Genomic DNA, 16,717 nt, shown 5'->3' on the forward strand with positions numbered 1-16,717 from the left:
TCGCCGCTAGAAATGGACGTTTTTTACTCATTATATTCCCCAGATATTTTTCTCAAAGAGCAGTTGTTGTCGAATAATAGTATCGTCCACGAACCGGGGGAAGTTGTCAATAGAAGGCCAGGGCGGCTGCAAAGTCGTTTAGCTGATAGTGACGCCGGCTAGTTTGAGGGCGCGTTCCGGGTAGTTGCGGGCACCACGGGTGGCTTTGGCGAGGTTACTTTCTCCTTGCAGTCGGAGAATCGTGATGGCGATGTTTCTTAGCGATGCCATCACGCGGGGTGCTTCACCGTTGCGTACTTGGCTATGGTCTTCCCGAAAAAGAACGTCCCGGCGCCAGTGACGTGACGATGTAAACCGTCTCTGTGTGCCACTTCCGGGTTCCCACTGGCCGGGACTTTCGGACGATCTGAGCGGATTGGGCTGCGTGGGGAAAGTTGATGCCCTCAGCAATGCTCACGCACTTCACGGTCCGCTCAATATCCCGACCGTTGGCCCTCTCCACGGTCCTGTTCCCTGCCCTGACTCGTTTCCACGGCAGGTCCACGCATTGCTTGTGCAGACCAGGCTGGTTTCCCTTCACCGTGAGCACGTAGAAGGTGCCCCGGCCATGAAGATACTCGGCATGCTTACGCTGGGTATGGAGTGCATCCGCCGACACGACTACCCCGGTAAGGTCCGTAATTCCGTCCAATAGTGTTGAAAAATAGGGGATCTCATTAGATTTCTCGGCCACCGATACCTGCCCCAGCACGGCCCCGGTTCCGTGATCAATAGCCGCCATCAGATGCACTCTTGTACCGCCGCCATTCTTGGCACCGCGGACTTCTTTCCCATCGAGAGCGACCGCTGCCAGAGGCGTTGCACCCTGTGCCCATGCCCCGGCCAAGCGGTCCAGCATGTCAGCATCAAGACGTTCGAATACCCTCCCCAACGTGGTGGCGTGTGGCGAACCGATCTCCAAGGTGGCCAGCTGGTTCCGCGCCGTGTCAGCGGCCCATTCAGCCATCTCGACCAGCGTCGTTGCCCCTGCCAACACTGAGCAGACCATGATCACCAGCAAGTGCGGGAAACGGTACCTGACCCCACGTTTCTTCCGAGGATCCGGGAGTTCACACAGAGCCGCAAGGACCTTACCCGGATCAACCCGAACCACATCCATTGGAGCGAATTCGTCAATGAACAAAGCAAAGTGAGAAGATGACATACGAGAACTCCTGGCAATCCAGCGGCTTAGACACCATCTGGCTTAACAGGAGTTCTCGACTTTAAACAGCCACAGCCTCGTTCGTCTCACATATTAAGACGCTATCCCCTAACAAAAGACTTTGCAGTCACCCTGCCCTTTGGGCCAACACCGGTTCCTCTCAAAACGCCTGGTCGTTCAATCAGCAGGCGCGGGAAAGGATACCAACTGAATTCAGCGTCCAAATTAGCAATGGGCTGCTGCGGGTCGAGCGGCAGCAGACCCATGACTTAACTGCAACACCCTTAATGTCTTATATCTCTAGCGATATGAGACGCCTCGCTGAGTTTCTGGTGGGTTCAGTGGCTTTGCCCCGATTTCCACCACATCACGCGTAGCGGCCGTAGCCGGCGATTCTCGCAACTATGCCTCATAACCTGCCGCTTGAATCGGTGTATTCATCGTTAGTTATAAGACACCGCGGAACGGTCCAAACCGCGGGTTGCCCGAACGCACTAACGCCCCTCCAACTCTGCCCCAAACCTGGCGGGCCCTGGACGCAAAAGCCAGGTCTCGCCGTCGTACGTGAAAAACTTTTAGGGTACTGCCAAGTGAGTCAGCACCCTACCCGTTGAAGCGATTTCCTTTTTCACTCGGCCCGCAGGAACGCCAAGTTGGCCAACAGGGTGAGACCAAAGGCGAGTAGAAGCGCCGTCAGCATTGCCAGAATCATGCCTACAGTGTTGGTGGAAATGAAGGGTGCCACGATCGCCAGCAGGTAGGCGGATGCTTCGGCTCCGGTCAGGCCCACCACGGCTCCACCGGCCATGGCCAGGGCAGCCAGAGCCCGACCAGAAGGGGGCTGTACGTCAGTGCTGCTTCAATGCCAATCTCGACGGCATCGCCCGCAGCACTTGTGACCGGTCCCAGCGCGTAAAAGACCAGCAAACCAGGGATGACGCCCGCGAAAGCGCCCGTGACAATGTTCGCTGTTGTGGCAGGGAACTTGTGTGAGAGGGTCCACCTGATCAAGTACACCGCCAGTAGACCGGAGATTTTCCATGCAGCCACCGCAGCCATCGCTCTAGGCAGGCCCGCAATCAGAACATCAAAAACCTTGCTCAGGAACTCCGCTCCCGGGATCTTGCTGATGGCAAGCACCAGAGCCAATTGGGCACTCCTATCATTCTGCATTGTCCTAGCCCTCGGCCCGGATATCCGTAAAACCGCTCGCCAAAAGATGATTGGAACAATCAAAGGTGCCCGTCAGCGTGACCTCGGACGTGGATTAGAAACTTTGGGCAGCTAAAGCCCAGTTCCGTGACATACCTACACCTGTGCCTCAATGCCTCTTTGTCAGTTCCTGCGCCTACCATGGTCAGTGAAGCAATCACCACCTTTTTGGAGTTCTTCATGGACTACTTTTCAATCAACTCCCTGCGTGAGAACCACGCCGGCTGGTCCCTGCTCCGCGCCCAAAATGCGCCCCTGGCCCTGACGTTCTTCATGGCGGCGTTCACCGGCCCCAACCAACGTAATCTGGGCCGCCAGGATCTGGTGGAAATCCTTGATGATGTGCTGTTCAGTTTGCGGGACACCTTAGGTGAAGAACGGTTCCCCCGCTCCGCCAGCGAATACCTTGATGACTGGGCCGAACCGGCCAAGGCGTGGCTGCGAAAATTCTATGCTGAGAACCGTGATGAGCCTGTTTATGATCTCACCGCCTCCACCGAAGATGTGATTCGCTGGGTTGAAGCATTGCGCGGACGCGACTTTGTCCCCACTCAATCGCGACTGTCCAGCATCTTCAACCTCCTCAAAACCCTGGTCCACGGTTCTGAAACGGACCCGGACGCACGGCTGGCGGAATTGCAACGTCAGCGTGATGACATTGACGAACAAATGGAACTGATCCGCTCCGGCACCATTGCCGTCATGAGCCGCCCCGAAGCCGTGGACCACTTCCACCAACTCACCACACAAGCCAAGGACCTGCTCTCGGATTTCCGCGAAGTGGAGGCGAACTTTCGCAAACTTGACCGCAAACTACGTGAACAGATCTCCCTCTGGGAAGGCGGTCAGGGTGACCTCCTCGAGTCAATTTTCTCCTCCCAGCAGGACATCAGCGGTTCCCTGCAGGGCCGCACGTTCCAAGGTTTTTGGGATTACCTGATGTCCCCCCAGCTGCGCTCCGAGCTGCACGAACTTCTGGAACGGGCCACCCACATTGATGCCCTTGCCACGCAGGAGGGGCTGCACTCCATCACGTCCATGCAGAAGGACTGGCTTCCTGCCGTAGAACAGACCCAATCCACCGTGCGCCAGCTCTCGGCCCAGATCCGGCGCCTGCTCGATGACAAGGTTTTTTTGGAAAATAAGCGCATCATGGCGTTGATCCGCAACATTGAATCCGGTGCCGTAGCCGTCCGCGCCATCCCTCCTACGGGCGTGTTTGCCGATCTGCCCGGCCATGACGTGCCCGTGGCGCTGCCCTTTGAACGGCCACTGTATGAGCCCAGCCGCCAAACACCCATCAACGATTTTGTCGATGTTGCCGATGACCTCGATGTGGACGCCCAAGCGCTCTTCGAACAGTTCCATGTGGATCCGCAAAAACTGGAAGCCAACATTGATGCGGTCCTGGCAGACGCCGAACAAGCCACCTTGGCTGAGGTCACGGACGCTTTCCCGCTTAGTCAGGGGCTGGCCGAGCTCGTCACATATTTTCAGCTCGCCACCGCGTCAAGTTCGGCAACCATCGACTCCGATTCTGTTCAAACCCTTTCCTGGACACTCCCCGACGGCAGCCTGCGGGAAGCCACCGTTGAAAAAATCATCTTTGTGAGGCCATCATGACAGCCATCCTTGAAGACTCTGCCCAACCCGATGACATCCTAGGCGTTGCGGCACGAACCCCTGACGGGCTGCCCCTTGTGGTCACCAAGCTGTTCAAGGGCGTGCTCTACCGCGAAGGCGACGAAAAACTGTGGCAACGGCTCACGGAACTGTCCGCCCAGGCCCGCGATTATGTGGCTGTGCTGGGCTTGGAACTGGTCCTTGATGACGGTGAAGGCTACGCATTCCTGCGTTCACATCCCGACGCAGATACAGACCTTCCCCGCCTCATCCCCCGCCGCCAACTGACCTTCCAGGTCAGCCTGCTGCTGGCCCTACTACGTGCCCGGCTGGCCGAGTTTGATACGCAAAACAGTGAGACCCGGCTCATCATGACAGTGGAACAAATTTCTGAGATGGTTTCCGTATTCCTGCCCGAATCCAGCAATGAGGCCCGCATTTTGGACCAGCTGGCCAGCAACATCAAGAAAGTCACCGAACTGGGTTTCCTGCGCAAGCTCCGCGGCCAGGAGCAGAGCTATGAGGTGGCGCGCATCCTCAAGGCCTATGTGGATGCCCAGTGGCTTGAAGAGTTCGACGCCAGGCTCTCCGATTACCGCGCCACGCTCGCAGGCGACACGCCCCCCACCAGCAAAGCCAAGGCGGCCACAGCATGAGCATGCAAGCCCAGTCGGGTCTTTTCAGCCTTGATGACCTCACCACAGATAGCTCCGGTACCCGGCCAGGTTTCCGGTTGCACCGCTTGGAACTGCTGAACTGGGGCACCTTCAACAAGGATGTCCGGACGTTCCGGCTCGATGGCGAAAACAGCTTGCTGACAGGTGACATTGGCTCCGGCAAGTCAACCGTTGTCGATGCCATCACCACACTCTTGCTACCTGCCAACAGGATTGAATACAACAAGGCTGCCGGTGCGCAAAAGAAGGAACGCAGCCTCATGTCCTATGTGCGCGGCTTCCACAAGAGCGCCCGCAGCGGTCTTGGCGATGCTTCCCGCCCTGTGGCACTGCGCGGACCCGGCACATTCACCGTGGTGCTGGGTGTCTTTCACAATGCCACCTTGAACAAGACCATCTCTTTGGCCATCACGCTGTGGGCCACGCAGGAGGCCGGGCAGCCCACACGCTTCTACTCCATCGCCGAGGGTGAGCAGTCCATCAAAGGCGATTTCTCCGATTTCGGCACCGACCTGAGCAAATTAAAGCGCCGCCTGCGCAACGATGGCGTGGCTGTCTTTGACGTCTTTGAAAAATACGGCGCCGCCTTCAAACGCCACTTCGGCATTGGCTCCGCCCAAGCCATGGACTTGTTCCACCGCACCGTCTCCATGAAGCAGGTGGAGAACATCACCCACTTTGTCCGCACCAACATGCTGGAGGAGGACGATGTTGAAACCCGGATCAAAAACCTGCTGCACCACTTCGACGATCTGAAGAAGGCCCACAATGCTGTGCTGCGGGCCAAGGACCAGATCCGCATGCTGGAACCCGTTCGCGAGAACGCGGCCCGCCACCAGACCCTGACCGTGGAGCACAGCGGTGCGCAGCAGCAGCGCGAACAGCTCTCTGCCTGGTTCACCTCCCGGAAACTGGAGCTCAGCGAGGCCCATCTACTGGAATTGGAACGTGCCGCAGCCAAGGTGAGCGAGCAGCAAACTGCGCTGACGGCCGAGCTGGGCAGCTTCACCCGGGAGCTGGCAGATCTGCGTGATGACATACGCACCAGCGGCGGTGGGCGGATCGCGAGCATCGAGGCCGAGCTGGCGCGCATGGCCATTGAATCCGGCTCCCAGCGTGAGCGCTTTGCCACATACTCCGAGGCCGCAACCGTCCTGGGACTTTTTGAACCAGAAGATCAAGTGGTCTTTGACGCCAACACCGCTGCCCTGCCCGGGGTAGAGAAGCACCTTTTTGAGGCCAACACAGAACTGCAGGGACAGCGCACCGCCCTTGACCGCCAGCGCTCCGACGCTGTGGAGCAGGCCAGGGACCACAAGGAGGAACTCAAGAGCCTGTTGAACAGGCAAAGCCTGCTTCCCAGTTGGTTGATCGCTTTGCGCAAGAAACTCTGCGATGGCACTGGCATCGCCGAATCCGAGCTGCCCTTTGCCGGAGAGCTGCTGAAGGTGCGCGAATCTGAGGCCGCTTGGGAAGGCGCCGCCGAGCGCACCCTGCATGGTTTTGCCCTGTCCCTGCTGGTCACTGGAGGGCACTACTCCGCCGTAAGTGACTGGGTTGACTCGAACAACCTGCGCGCTCGGCTGGTTTATCTCAAGGTTGGCGACACCCCCACCCCTCGCCCGGCAGCCCCGGACACCCTGGCTGGGAAGATCAGCATCAAGGCCGGCACACCGCTGCGCGAATTTTTATTGGACGAGCTGGGCCGCCGTTTTGATCACCAGTGCTGCGAGAGTATGGCCGAGTTCCGGCGTTATCCCAAAGCCCTGACCATCAACGGCCAGCTCAAGAGTGGTGCTGGCCGCCATGAGAAGGATGACCGCAAGGCCCTGAGCGACCGCGCATCCTATGTGCTTGGCTGGGACAACCACGATAAAATTGCCCGCCTGCGCACCTCCCTTGAACAGGCAGAAGGGCAACTCCGCACGGCCAGTGACGGTCTTGCCCGCATTGACAGCCAGCTGGGCAATCTGGGCCGCCAGCAACGGCTCATCGGCACCATTTCCGCCGTCGGAAATTTTGCGGACCTCAACTGGCAGGCAACCGTGCGTGCCATGGCCGGGCTGACGCAGGAGAAGGCGGCGCTTGAATCCTCCAGCGACATCCTGCGGGAGCTGACCCGCAGGGAAAGCGAAACCGCGGCTCGCGTGGAGAAGACCAATGAGCGGCTACGCACCTTGATGGAGCGGATCGGCTCCGGCAAGGCGGACATTCGCACCCTCTCCGAGCAGATTGCAGACTGCCGGGAGTCCCTGGCGGAAAGTGCTTTGACGTCCGACGCCGGGCTGCTGGCTGAGCTGGGCAAACTCACCGCGGTGGCGCTTGAATCGGGTGTGCTGACGTACAAGAACACGGCCAAGATTGAGAGCAAGGTCCGGGAAACCCTCACCCGGAGCATCGATGGCCTGAGCCGGCGTATGAGCACCGCCGAGGGAATCACCATCAGGTTCATGACCGATTTCCGCAACAAGTACCCTGCCGAGACTACCGATCTTGATGCATCGCTGGAGGCTGCGGGAGAGTTCAACAAGATCCTGACACAGCTGGCGGAGAACGATCTCCCGCGCTTTGCCGAACGTTTCAAGGAATCGCTGACGCAAAACACCATCCATGAGATCGTGGCGTTCAATGCTTTCCTGGACGCCCGCAAACAGGACATTGTCTCCCGTATTGGCGAAATCAACGAGTCCTTGGCACGGATTGAATACAACCCCGGCCGGCACATCCAGTTGGAACCGCAGGCAAGCAGCGATCCTGAAGTGCGGGAGTTCGGCACTGACCTTCGGGCTTGTTCCGAGGGTTCCATCGGTGCGCAGGAACAATACTCCGAAAAAAAATTCCTGCAGGTCGAAGCCTTGGTGGAGCGCTTCCGGGGCCGTGAGGGACGCACCAACCTGGATGAGCGGTGGACGGCGAAGGTCACCGATGTGCGTAACTGGTTCACGTTCTCCGCCTCCGAGAAATGGACTGAAACCGGTGAGGAACACGAGCACTTCACTGATTCCGGCGGCAAATCCGGCGGACAAAAGGAAAAACTGGCGTACACCATCCTTGCTGCTGCCCTGGCGTTCCAATTTGGGATTGCCGCAGGACCGGGCAATCAGCGCAGCTTCCGCTTTGTAGTCATTGACGAAGCCTTTGGGCGCGGCTCGGACGAATCGGCCAAGTACGGGCTGGAGCTGTTCAAACGTCTGAAACTTCAATTGCTCATTGTCACGCCCTTACAAAAGATCCACGTCATTGAACCTTTTGTGGCCAACGTGGGGTTTGTGGCCAACGAAACAGGTGCGGATTCCCAGCTGCGCAATATGACCATTCACCAGTACCGGGCCGAACGGGAGAAGCGTGGCCGCTAACACTTCCGGATGGAGCAGTCCGGCCGATCTGCGCACCGCGGTACTGCGTGCCTGGACCAGCGGTGAGTTGCTGCGGGAGTTTCACACACCCTCGGGAACCCATCCCCGGCGTCGAACGTTGAAATACCCCAGCGCCACCCAACTACGCACAGATTACGCGCGCGCCGCGGCCTGGGCGCAAACGTGGGACCCGGCGCCACGCGGCGCGGCGCTGGAGTACATCAGCGTTGGGGCAACCACCATTGGTGCCAATACCCTGCCGTGCGCCGCCGTGTTCGCATCCGCCGCGGAGGAAATCACCTTCCTGGGGTTTGGGCGCGAAGCCGCAAAGTTCACAGAGCTAAGTAGGCACCTGACCCTACTGGACATCCGGTTGGAGGCGTGGTCACTGCAACGGCCGCTGGAGCTGCTCAAATTCGGGGTGGATGCCCTGACTGCGGCCAGAGTTGCGTTGTGGATGGAGGCCAATCCGGCTCCAGGGCTCTACCTGCGGCAGCTTTCCCTGCCCGGAGTCCATACAAAGTTTGTGGAAAACCACCGCCGGCTCATCGATTCGATGCTGGCGGTGTTGGTACCGGAACGGCTGCTCAGCGGCAAGAATTACGCCCGCCGGCACGGTTTTCTGGCAGCCCCAGACCGTGTCAGGCTGCGCTTTCTGGACCCAACCCAGGTTGTGGCTCAGGGCATGGAGGATATTGAGGTGACGGCAGCCGCCTTTGCCGGGCACCCGGTGGATGTGGACACGATCATCACCACGGAAAACCTGGTCAACTTCCTGGCACTGCCACAGATGCCCCGCACCTTGGCGGTGTTTGGCGGCGGCTACGGCTTCGAAGGAATCCGTGACGCTGCCTGGCTCGCAGACGTTGAGGTGCTCTATTGGGGAGACATTGACACTCACGGCTTCCGCATCCTGGACCAGCTGCGCTCCCACCATCCGCACGTGCGCAGCATTCTCATGGATGAGGAAACGCTCTTGGCCCACCGCGACTTTTGGGGCCACGAGGGCACCGCCACATCAGCACAGCTAACGCACCTGAACCCTGCTGAAAACGCTCTCCATTACGCCTTGATGGACGGCACCTTCGCGCCCACGCTGCGCCTGGAGCAGGAACTGCTGCGCTGGGATTGGGTGTTGGGACACCTGCTCTGAACCAATCGTCGCAGTACTTCTTTGCTGACGGACTCTTGCAACTTCTGCACTGCGGTGACCGGCCTAACTTGCTATTGGCCCGGCCATAATGGTGGGCTGTGACCATGAAGAAGACTTTGGGGATTCTACTGCTGGCGCTCATGACCATGGTGGGGGTTGCTCCGGCCGCTGTAGCAGAGGCACCGGCCAGCGTTGTTATTGAGGACACCGCCGGCGTGCTCTTCGAACCGCAATTGGTAACTGCGCTCGAGAACATCAACTTCCGTGCCCCCACGAAGGTGGTGATCTTTACCCGCAACGGCAAAAAATCCGACAACTTCAATGAGGAAGTGTTGCGCTACGCCCGAGCATTGCATCCTGACTGGCTCAGCGCGGACGGGCAAAAGTTTGCCGACGGCCTGTTCATCTTCGCCTTCGATCCCGTGGGGCGCCAGGTTGGGACCTACATGGGAGAGGATCGCAAGGTGTCCTTGTCCAAGCGGGCCGCCATTCAAGATTCAGCGAGGGATTTGTTCCGTGACGCCCAGTGGACTGACGGCACCATCACCGGAGTGAAGAAGGCTGCGAAGCTGATCAATCAGCCGTGGTACCAATCAACGTGGTTCTTCATCAGCACCGGCATTGCTGCTCTCTTCACTACTCTTGGCTTCGGTATCCGTGCCGCCATGCGCAGTAAAAACCGGAAGAAAGCGGCTGAACACTTAAAGCGTGGCGACGCCGGCTTTGCCAGTGTGAGCCTTGCTTTGGAAACCACTGAGTTGAATGCCAAAACCATACCGGAGGCGTCCTCCTATGGTGCCTTAGTGCTGGAAAAATACCGGAACTTCAGCGCCCGGTATAACGAGACCAGCGTACTTAATCAGCAATCGCACGCCTACTCTCAGAAGGAATTATCCAAAAAAGCAAATGTCATGATCGTTTGCCAGTATGCGGATCTGGCCCAAGAACTGGACGCCTTGGATGATGTCATTGGCGACACCAACACGCTTCTGAACCGTTTCTCCGGGTGGGAGGGTGCATGGGACCGTCAGATACGGCCGCTGCGCGATGACTTACATCAACTACCAACCTTGGTTTCCCAACTCGAGGCCCAAGGGCTACCCAGCACCCTTGTACTGAATTCCTTCGGTCCCCAAAAGCTGGCCGAACTTGAGCAACTAGGCGCGTCATTCCAAGAAGGGCGCATCACTCCAGAAGCCGCTCTGGATCAATTGGCGCACATCCGTGAGGGGCTGACGGCCCTGCTGCAACAGCATGCAGACGCCGCCATTGACAAGTACGCAAAAACGTCTTCTGAAAAAACGGCAATGCGCAGTTCCATGGACGCGGACCGGAAAGAGGATTTCCACCGCAGGCAGCCCACCATTCTTGGTTCGGTCTACGGGTGGAACAGCTTTTACTCGGTAGTTTCCTTCAACAGCGGCTATGTCAGCGCCCGGCAGCAAGTTGATACAACACGCAGCAACGCCAGTGCTGGTGGCAGTACCGGCTACGGTTCCAGCGGGGGCAGCTTCTCCGGTTCTGGCAGCTCCTCACGCTTCTAGCCCAACACCCCCACTGCTGCGTCAGTTTGAGAAGGCTTCCGGGTTGACCGGGTGCGGAGGCAGCTCTCCCTTGGCCATGGCAATAGCATTGGCTGCTGCCAGCACGGCCATCTTGTTTCTGACAGGCACCGTGGCGCTGCCAATATGGGGCAGCAACACCGTGTTGGGAAGCTCCGCCAACCCCGCTGCCAGCTCGGGCTCATTTTCATACACATCCAGTCCGGCCCCGGCAATGACACCCTCACGCAACGCCGTAACGAGCGCCGCCTCATCCACCACAGGTCCGCGTGCCGTGTTGATCAAGAATGCGCCGGGCTTCATGGCAGCCAGAACGGAGGCGTCCACCAGGTGCAGGGTGTCCTCATTCAGCGGCACATGGATGGAGAGAAAATCGGCCTGCGCCACCACCTGCTCCCACGGCAGCTGCCGGACCTTACCGGCCAGGTCCCCCAGCTCTTCCTCTGAAACAATGCGTTCGGCCGGCGGCCGGGGCGAGAACACCACATCCATACCAAAAGCCGCAGCCCGGCGGGCCGTGGCCCGTGCAATCCTTCCAAAACCTGCCAGGCCCAGCACCTGCCCGGACACGTCGGAGCCCATCAGCAATTGTGGGTTCCACCCGCTGAACCCGCCGGAGCGGACCAACGAGTCAGCTTCTATGACGCGCCGGGCCGTGCCCAAAATGAGCAGCATGGCAATGTCAGCGGTGGCATCGGTGAGGACTCCGGGGGTGTTGCCCACCACAATCCCGCGGGCGGTGGCAGCAGGGACGTCAATGTTGTTGAACCCCACGGCGTAGTTGGAGACACCGCGGAGCTTGGCACTGCCCAGTAATGACGCATCGATGGTGTCTGACAGGCGTGCCACCAGCACGTCATAATCACCGCTGGCACAGAGGGCTCGCAGTGCGTCAGCGTCCGGAACCTGCGGCAACAAGGTGACATCACCGGCGTCGTACAGCAGCGCCATACCGGGCTCCGGGATGCTGGCAGTCACTAAGAATCGAGGGCTCATACTGGGTTACTCCTTGAGATCTACTGCACGTTCCGCGGGGGCTGGGGGAAGGGGTTCCGTGGCGGAATCTTCAATGTACCGCTTTGAGTTGATCATGAATGCTCCCGTCATCATGACCGCCATGCAAACTCCCAACGTGGCGAATGAGGCGCTCCAGGATCCTGTGGCGTCGTGGAGGGTACCGAAGAACAGCGGGACAATTCCCGCCCCCGCATAGCCAAGACCCTGACTAAACCCGGACAGCACTGAGGATCCGTGCGTGGTCCGCGAGCGCAGATTCACCATGAGCAGTGCCATGGCGAAGGTGCCCTGGCCCAATCCGGCAAATGTCACCCACAGCCATGTCCCGTCCAGGGGAGATAAGTACAGGCCCACATGGCCGGCGCCCCAACACAGTGCAAAAACGCAGACAGCAATGATCGGGTTTTTCATGCGCGGCACCACCAGCGGCACCAACAGGCTCACCGGCAATCCGAGGATGGCAAAGTAGGCCAGCGCCGAACCTGCTGCGCCCGCATCAAGCCCCTGGCCTGAGAGGTAAGGCGGCAGCCAGGTGAAATAGACGTAGGTCTGGGCGGAGTTGCCCGCCAGAAAAATGGCCAGCCCCCATGACACCGGCGAGCGCCAAGGCCGCAGCCGGGGCGTGGGCTCCTGCGAGGAGGAGGCACTGAGGTGAGCGGAGTTCGTGGATGAGATTCCGGCGCGGGGTTTGCGGTCCCGAGTGAACTGGATGATCCAGGGCAGCAAAACGGCCAGGCTCACCGCGGCCCACATGCCAATGGAGACCCGCCAATCGGTAAGTTGCGCCACCGGAACGGCCAGCTGCGGGCTAATAGCAGTGCCCACCGATAGCAGCGTCACGTACCCGGCCGTCACCAGTCCCACACGGTCAGGGAAATACTTCTTCACCAGCGGCGGCAGCACCACGTTGCCAATGCCGTAGCCCGCCATGATCACTGCGGTGAAGCCTAGGAACGGCCACACAGAGTCTGTGGCCGCCCGGACCAACTGCCCCGCCACAGCCAAAAACACGGCGGCTACAAGAGCCTTCTCGAGGCCGAATTTACGGATCAGGACAGGGGTCAGCAGGCCAAAGATAGCGAACATCAGCGGCGGCAACATAGCCAACAGGCCCGTTGATGCGGGGTCAAAGCCCAGTTCACCGGTCAGCTCGCCCAAGAGGGGCGGCACCACGGAGACAGCAGGGCGCAAGCTCAACGCCATGACCAAGATGCCTAGTAGTGCGCCAATACGGCCGGTCCAGGGTCTCTTCAGCAGGAAATCGGTCACTGCTCAACCTTAGTCAATGCCGGCTGCAAGGTGAGAAGAGGCCAGAAAAATGGTCTGGATCCGCCCTCTAACGCCGCTGGCCAACAGCGACCCGGATAGTCATACAACCCCGTAGTCTCTCTTATTCTGCAAGATCATGCAGAATAATGGCGTCATGCTACTAGGATGGAGCCACAGGCCGTTCAGCGGCCCCGGGAGCTCCGTGCCAGCTGCGGGGAAAGGCGAAACCACCATGGATGTTGCAGAACTGGGTGCGGCCTTGCGTGCCAGGCGCCGGTTACTGAACCTGACGCAAAATGAAACGGCGGACCTCGCCGATATCTCCACCCGCGTACTCAGCGATCTGGAAAACGGCCGCGAAACAGTCCGGCTGGACATCCTGACCGCCGTGGCCGCCGCCTTGGGCATGAGCCTTTCCTTGGCGGTGACCCGATGAAGAACAGCCGTGACCCGATGAAGAGTCTGGACTACGCCAAATCGGTCACCCAAGCCACCATTTATAAGCGAGGCGTGGCCGCGGCAACCTTGACCCGGCAAGCCGGCTTGGGAGTTGTGTTCGCCTATCTGCCGGAGTATCTCAAGAGCGGCGGGCCCGGGATCGCCTCCACCTTGCCGGCCTTGGACGTCCCCGTCACGCTGAGCCACGGCAGCGTACCCGCCTTCTTTTCCGGGTTACTACCGGAAGGTGAGCGCCTGGCCAAGCTGCGTTGGGCCGTCAAAACCACCCTTGATGACGAATTCTCGCTGCTGATAGCCGCGGGGGAAAATCCCGTGGGAGATGTCCAGATTGTGCCCGCAGGCCAGCAGCCAGAGACCATCCCCGCGCTGCTGACAGTCACCAAAACCATGGATGACATCAACTTTGCCGATTTTGCCGCCATCCCGGGGCCTGTTGATGTGTCGGCGCTGGCTGGCCTGCAGGACAAGGTCACGGCGTCCTACCGCCATGACAAGGACCCGTCCCGCGCCTATCTCTTGAAGTTCAACGATGGCAGCCACCAGCACCAAGTTGAAACCGAGCACCTCCTGCTGACCAAGGCCCGGGCCCTGTCCATCCCCATAGCGCAGGCCCGCCTGGTGCACGACGGCGTTGGTGCGGCAGCGCTGCTAGTCTCACGTTTTGACCGGTCCCCCACCGGGCCCCTGGCGGTGGAGGACTGCGCACAACTGATGGGGTTGGGGCCGGGCCGCAAATACTCGGTACCCAGTGAGGCGGTAGCTGCCGCTGCCATCAGCATGTGTTCTTCCCAGGCTTTAGCTGCCCGAAATATTTTCCTGCAATTCCTCTTTGCCTGGCTCACAGGTAATGGAAACCTCCATGCCAAAAATATTTCAGTGGTCCAGCAACAGAGTGGTGAGTGGATGGTAGCCCCCGCATATGATCTTCAGTGCACCCTGGCTGGCGAAATTGAGCAAGGCTTCGCAGCAGGCGTGCCGGGCGGCATCCTGACAGAGCTCACCGACGGGGACCCATCCCGCGATCCCGGCATGGCCCTGCCAGTGGGCGGCAGCGCCGGCAGCCGGACAGGGCTGGACCGCAACGATTGGCTGCGCTTCGGGAGGTCTTTGAACATCCCGGAACGGCTCGTAGCCAAGTGCATTGACAAGGCGCAGGCCGCATCCTTGCTCACCACTGCGGAACTGCCGTTTGAGCGGGACGTCAGTGCCGCAGTGGTACGTGTCTTGGGAATCCGGCGGGCAGCAATCCAGAAATAGTTCAGGAGGCGTTGCGGGCGCAAAATACTTTTACTGACGAATTGCCGCTAAACTGTCTCTATGCCAAGAATTGTCGCGCCCACGAACGCGGCGCAGCGCGAGCAGACGCAGCGCAAAATCCTCAACGCCTTTGGCGAGCTTCTGTTCACCCACGGCCTTCCCGGCCTGACCATGACCGATGTTGCCCGGACTGCTGGTGTGGGAAGAACCGCCGTCTACAACTACTTCGCCGATCTGGAACAACTTCTGGTGGCCTACGCCCTGGATGAGACCGGCAAGTTTGTTGTTGAGCTCAAGAGCAAACTGGAGGGCCAAGAAAATCCAGTGGACCGCCTGGCTGTTTATGTGCGGGCCCAAATGGAGGACCTCACCCGGCGCCACCTGCCTCCCGGACCGGCCATGCGCTCTGTTCTCTCAAGCGAATCGTTCGCCAAGTTAGGCGTTCACGTTGGCGAACTCAACACCATCTTGACGGATATTCTGCGCGCCGGGATGGCTCAGCGTTACCTACCCGCTGCAGACGTTGACGGCCTGGTTCAGCTCATCCACGGCTCGTTGACGGCAAGTGCCTCAAGGCGCAACATGGACACCCCGGATGAAGAGCACATTGCGGGGGCCGTCAGGTTCATTCAAGCCGGAGTTGGCGCAAGCTTCGACGCCAAGGGACGCCCCGTCCAGCAGGGCTAGGCTCTCTGGCAGGCTTCTCTTTGGCAGGCACAGTTATCTGGCAAGCCGAGCTATCCGGCAGGTACAGTGGCGCCTTCGCTGGGTATACCTTCGCTGGGTGCCGGGCTCAGGCGCGGGCAGGAGAGCACCCCCGCGCTCTGATCCACTTGTTTGGCAGCCACCAGATCAACAAAGAGGCCCGTCACCACAACATCCACTGTGGCATCTTCGCGGTTGTCTTCAACGTATTCACTGTCAGGGAAGTTGCGCTGCAAATTAAACGCCGCAGCACGGCCGGCAGGCCCGGAGGTGATCACCGTGGGGGCCTGAAGAGCCACTCCCTTATTATCAACTTCCTTGACTTGGTAACCGCGTTTCTTCAGTTCGGCACCCACCTTCCCCGCCAAGCCTTCAACAGTGCTGCCGTTGAAAATGTTCACGCTTACGGCCTTGTTGGCCGGATAGTCAAGGGTCTCTGTGGGGCAGGCCCACTGGGTGGGGCTAGGCCGCCCGGCCCCCAATTTCAGTTCCAGCTCTCCGCGCTGCACCATCCCCACCAGCACCAACCCGGCCACCACCAACGCCAGGAGCAACAACAACACGGTGGCGTGGGTAATGCGCCGGCGCACGGTGCTGGATAATATTTCAGGCGATTCAGGCTCGGGGAACGCCTGGGCTAAACCATCCGTGTCCACAATGTGGTGCCCGCGCCAGGTGGTGCCGTCTTTCTTCCTCTTGCGCTGCATGCGAAGTTCGTACGCTTCGTCTTTGGCCTGGCGGCGCGCTTCCCTCTGCGCCCTGCGATGCTGGCGCGCAGTGAGCAGCACCTCACTCTCCGCTGCGGGGCTCTCCGGCGCGGGACCGTCCGTGGACTGCCCCGCAGGCGGCCTAGTCATCTATCTCCAGAACGCGGGCGTGCAAAATGGTGCGCTGGTGCAGGGCCGTCCTCACAGCACGGTGCAGACCATCCTCCAAATACAAGGTGCCCCGCCACAGGACCACGTGCGGGAACAAGTCACCGAAGAAGGTGGAGTCCTCAGCCAGGAGGGCTTCTAAGTCCAGCTGAGCTTTGGTAGTGACCAGATCGGCCAGACGGACTTGGCGCGGCGCCACGCCGGCCCAGTCCTTGGGCGTGACGAAGCCATGCTCCGGGTACGGGCGTTTATCGCCAACTGCTTTGAAGATCACCCCTTCAGACTAAGGACAAGAGGGGGTGAAAGGAACTGTGTGACTCACCCGCGTCCCGGTGTGTTGCACAATGG

16 protein-coding genes are annotated in these 16,717 nt (G+C 59.8%); 8 read left to right on the forward strand and 8 right to left on the reverse strand.

The window, feature by feature from the left end; all coding sequences use genetic code 11:
• Positions 1-138: 138 nt before the first annotated feature.
• From RY113_RS09810 to RY113_RS09825, 4 genes are all read right to left on the reverse strand, one after another.
• Positions 139-270, reverse strand: coding sequence for a hypothetical protein (locus RY113_RS09810; protein WP_315914422.1), 132 nt, complete (start codon positions 268-270; stop codon positions 139-141).
• 31 nt (positions 271-301) lie between these two features.
• Complete coding sequence (locus RY113_RS09815; protein ID WP_315914423.1) at positions 302-1,204, reverse strand: ISAs1 family transposase; 903 nt, start codon at positions 1,202-1,204, stop codon at positions 302-304.
• Positions 1,205-1,832: 628 nt separating this feature from the next.
• Entirely contained in the window at positions 1,833-2,012 is a 180-nt protein-coding gene (locus tag RY113_RS09820; protein ID WP_315914424.1) for a hypothetical protein, read from the reverse strand.
• Positions 1,985-2,377 carry a hypothetical protein gene (locus tag RY113_RS09825; protein WP_315914425.1) on the reverse strand — a complete coding sequence of 131 codons (393 nt, stop codon included), beginning with the start codon at positions 2,375-2,377 and terminating at the stop codon, positions 1,985-1,987. Before RY113_RS09825 ends, RY113_RS09820 begins: the two co-directional genes overlap by 28 nt.
• A 219-nt stretch (positions 2,378-2,596) precedes the next feature.
• On the opposite strand from RY113_RS09825, the gene RY113_RS09830 reads away from it, so the two are divergent.
• The 5 genes from RY113_RS09830 to RY113_RS09850 all read left to right on the forward strand — a co-directional run bounded on the left by RY113_RS09830 (position 2,597) and on the right by RY113_RS09850 (position 10,769).
• A complete protein-coding gene (locus RY113_RS09830; RefSeq protein WP_257032769.1) occupies positions 2,597-4,039 on the forward strand; it encodes a DUF3375 domain-containing protein in 1,443 nt (480 codons plus the stop codon).
• Positions 4,036-4,695 carry a DUF4194 domain-containing protein gene (locus RY113_RS09835; RefSeq protein ID WP_315914426.1) on the forward strand — a complete coding sequence of 220 codons (660 nt, stop codon included), beginning with the start codon at positions 4,036-4,038 and terminating at the stop codon, positions 4,693-4,695. The genes RY113_RS09830 and RY113_RS09835 overlap by 4 nt, the downstream gene beginning before the upstream one ends.
• A complete protein-coding gene (locus RY113_RS09840) occupies positions 4,692-8,072 on the forward strand; it encodes an SbcC/MukB-like Walker B domain-containing protein (RefSeq protein ID WP_315914427.1) in 3,381 nt (1,126 codons plus the stop codon). The genes RY113_RS09835 and RY113_RS09840 overlap by 4 nt, the downstream gene beginning before the upstream one ends.
• Positions 8,062-9,225 (forward strand): Wadjet anti-phage system protein JetD domain-containing protein, encoded by a 1,164-nt coding sequence (locus tag RY113_RS09845; RefSeq protein WP_315914428.1) that lies wholly within the window; start codon positions 8,062-8,064, stop codon positions 9,223-9,225. The genes RY113_RS09840 and RY113_RS09845 overlap by 11 nt, the downstream gene beginning before the upstream one ends.
• Positions 9,226-9,329: 104 nt before the next feature.
• Positions 9,330-10,769 (forward strand): DUF5129 domain-containing protein, encoded by a 1,440-nt coding sequence (locus tag RY113_RS09850; protein WP_315914429.1) that lies wholly within the window; start codon positions 9,330-9,332, stop codon positions 10,767-10,769.
• A 21-nt stretch (positions 10,770-10,790) separates the two neighbouring features.
• Here the strand turns inward: RY113_RS09850 and RY113_RS09855 are convergent, their stop codons facing one another.
• Entirely contained in the window at positions 10,791-11,783 is a 993-nt protein-coding gene (locus tag RY113_RS09855; protein ID WP_315914430.1) for a D-glycerate dehydrogenase, read from the reverse strand.
• A gap of 6 nt (positions 11,784-11,789) precedes the next feature.
• Positions 11,790-13,073, reverse strand: coding sequence for an MFS transporter (locus RY113_RS09860; protein WP_315914431.1), 1,284 nt, complete (start codon positions 13,071-13,073; stop codon positions 11,790-11,792).
• Between the two features lie 232 nt (positions 13,074-13,305).
• Between RY113_RS09860 and RY113_RS09865 the strand changes: the two genes are divergently transcribed.
• Genes RY113_RS09865 through RY113_RS09875 form a run of 3 tightly spaced genes read left to right on the forward strand, consistent with a single transcriptional unit; the run spans position 13,306 to position 15,476 of the window.
• Positions 13,306-13,509: a helix-turn-helix domain-containing protein gene (locus RY113_RS09865; RefSeq protein WP_245932130.1), complete on the forward strand. Its 204-nt coding sequence runs from the start codon at positions 13,306-13,308 to the stop codon at positions 13,507-13,509.
• Complete coding sequence (locus tag RY113_RS09870) at positions 13,506-14,789, forward strand: HipA domain-containing protein (protein ID WP_315914432.1); 1,284 nt, start codon at positions 13,506-13,508, stop codon at positions 14,787-14,789. Before RY113_RS09865 ends, RY113_RS09870 begins: the two co-directional genes overlap by 4 nt.
• Before the next feature lie 60 nt (positions 14,790-14,849).
• Positions 14,850-15,476 (forward strand): TetR/AcrR family transcriptional regulator, encoded by a 627-nt coding sequence (locus RY113_RS09875; RefSeq protein WP_315914433.1) that lies wholly within the window; start codon positions 14,850-14,852, stop codon positions 15,474-15,476.
• A 50-nt stretch (positions 15,477-15,526) separates the two neighbouring features.
• Here the strand turns inward: RY113_RS09875 and RY113_RS09880 are convergent, their stop codons facing one another.
• Positions 15,527-16,351 carry a LytR C-terminal domain-containing protein gene (locus RY113_RS09880; RefSeq protein WP_315914434.1) on the reverse strand — a complete coding sequence of 275 codons (825 nt, stop codon included), beginning with the start codon at positions 16,349-16,351 and terminating at the stop codon, positions 15,527-15,529.
• Entirely contained in the window at positions 16,344-16,643 is a 300-nt protein-coding gene (locus RY113_RS09885) for a type II toxin-antitoxin system VapB family antitoxin (RefSeq protein WP_110105911.1), read from the reverse strand. Before RY113_RS09885 ends, RY113_RS09880 begins: the two co-directional genes overlap by 8 nt.
• Positions 16,644-16,717: the final 74 nt, after the last annotated feature.

The sequence above is a fragment of the Arthrobacter sp. lap29 genome (genome assembly GCF_032458965.1).
GTDB classification, from domain to species: Bacteria; Actinomycetota; Actinomycetes; order Actinomycetales; family Micrococcaceae; genus Specibacter; species Specibacter psychrochitiniphilus.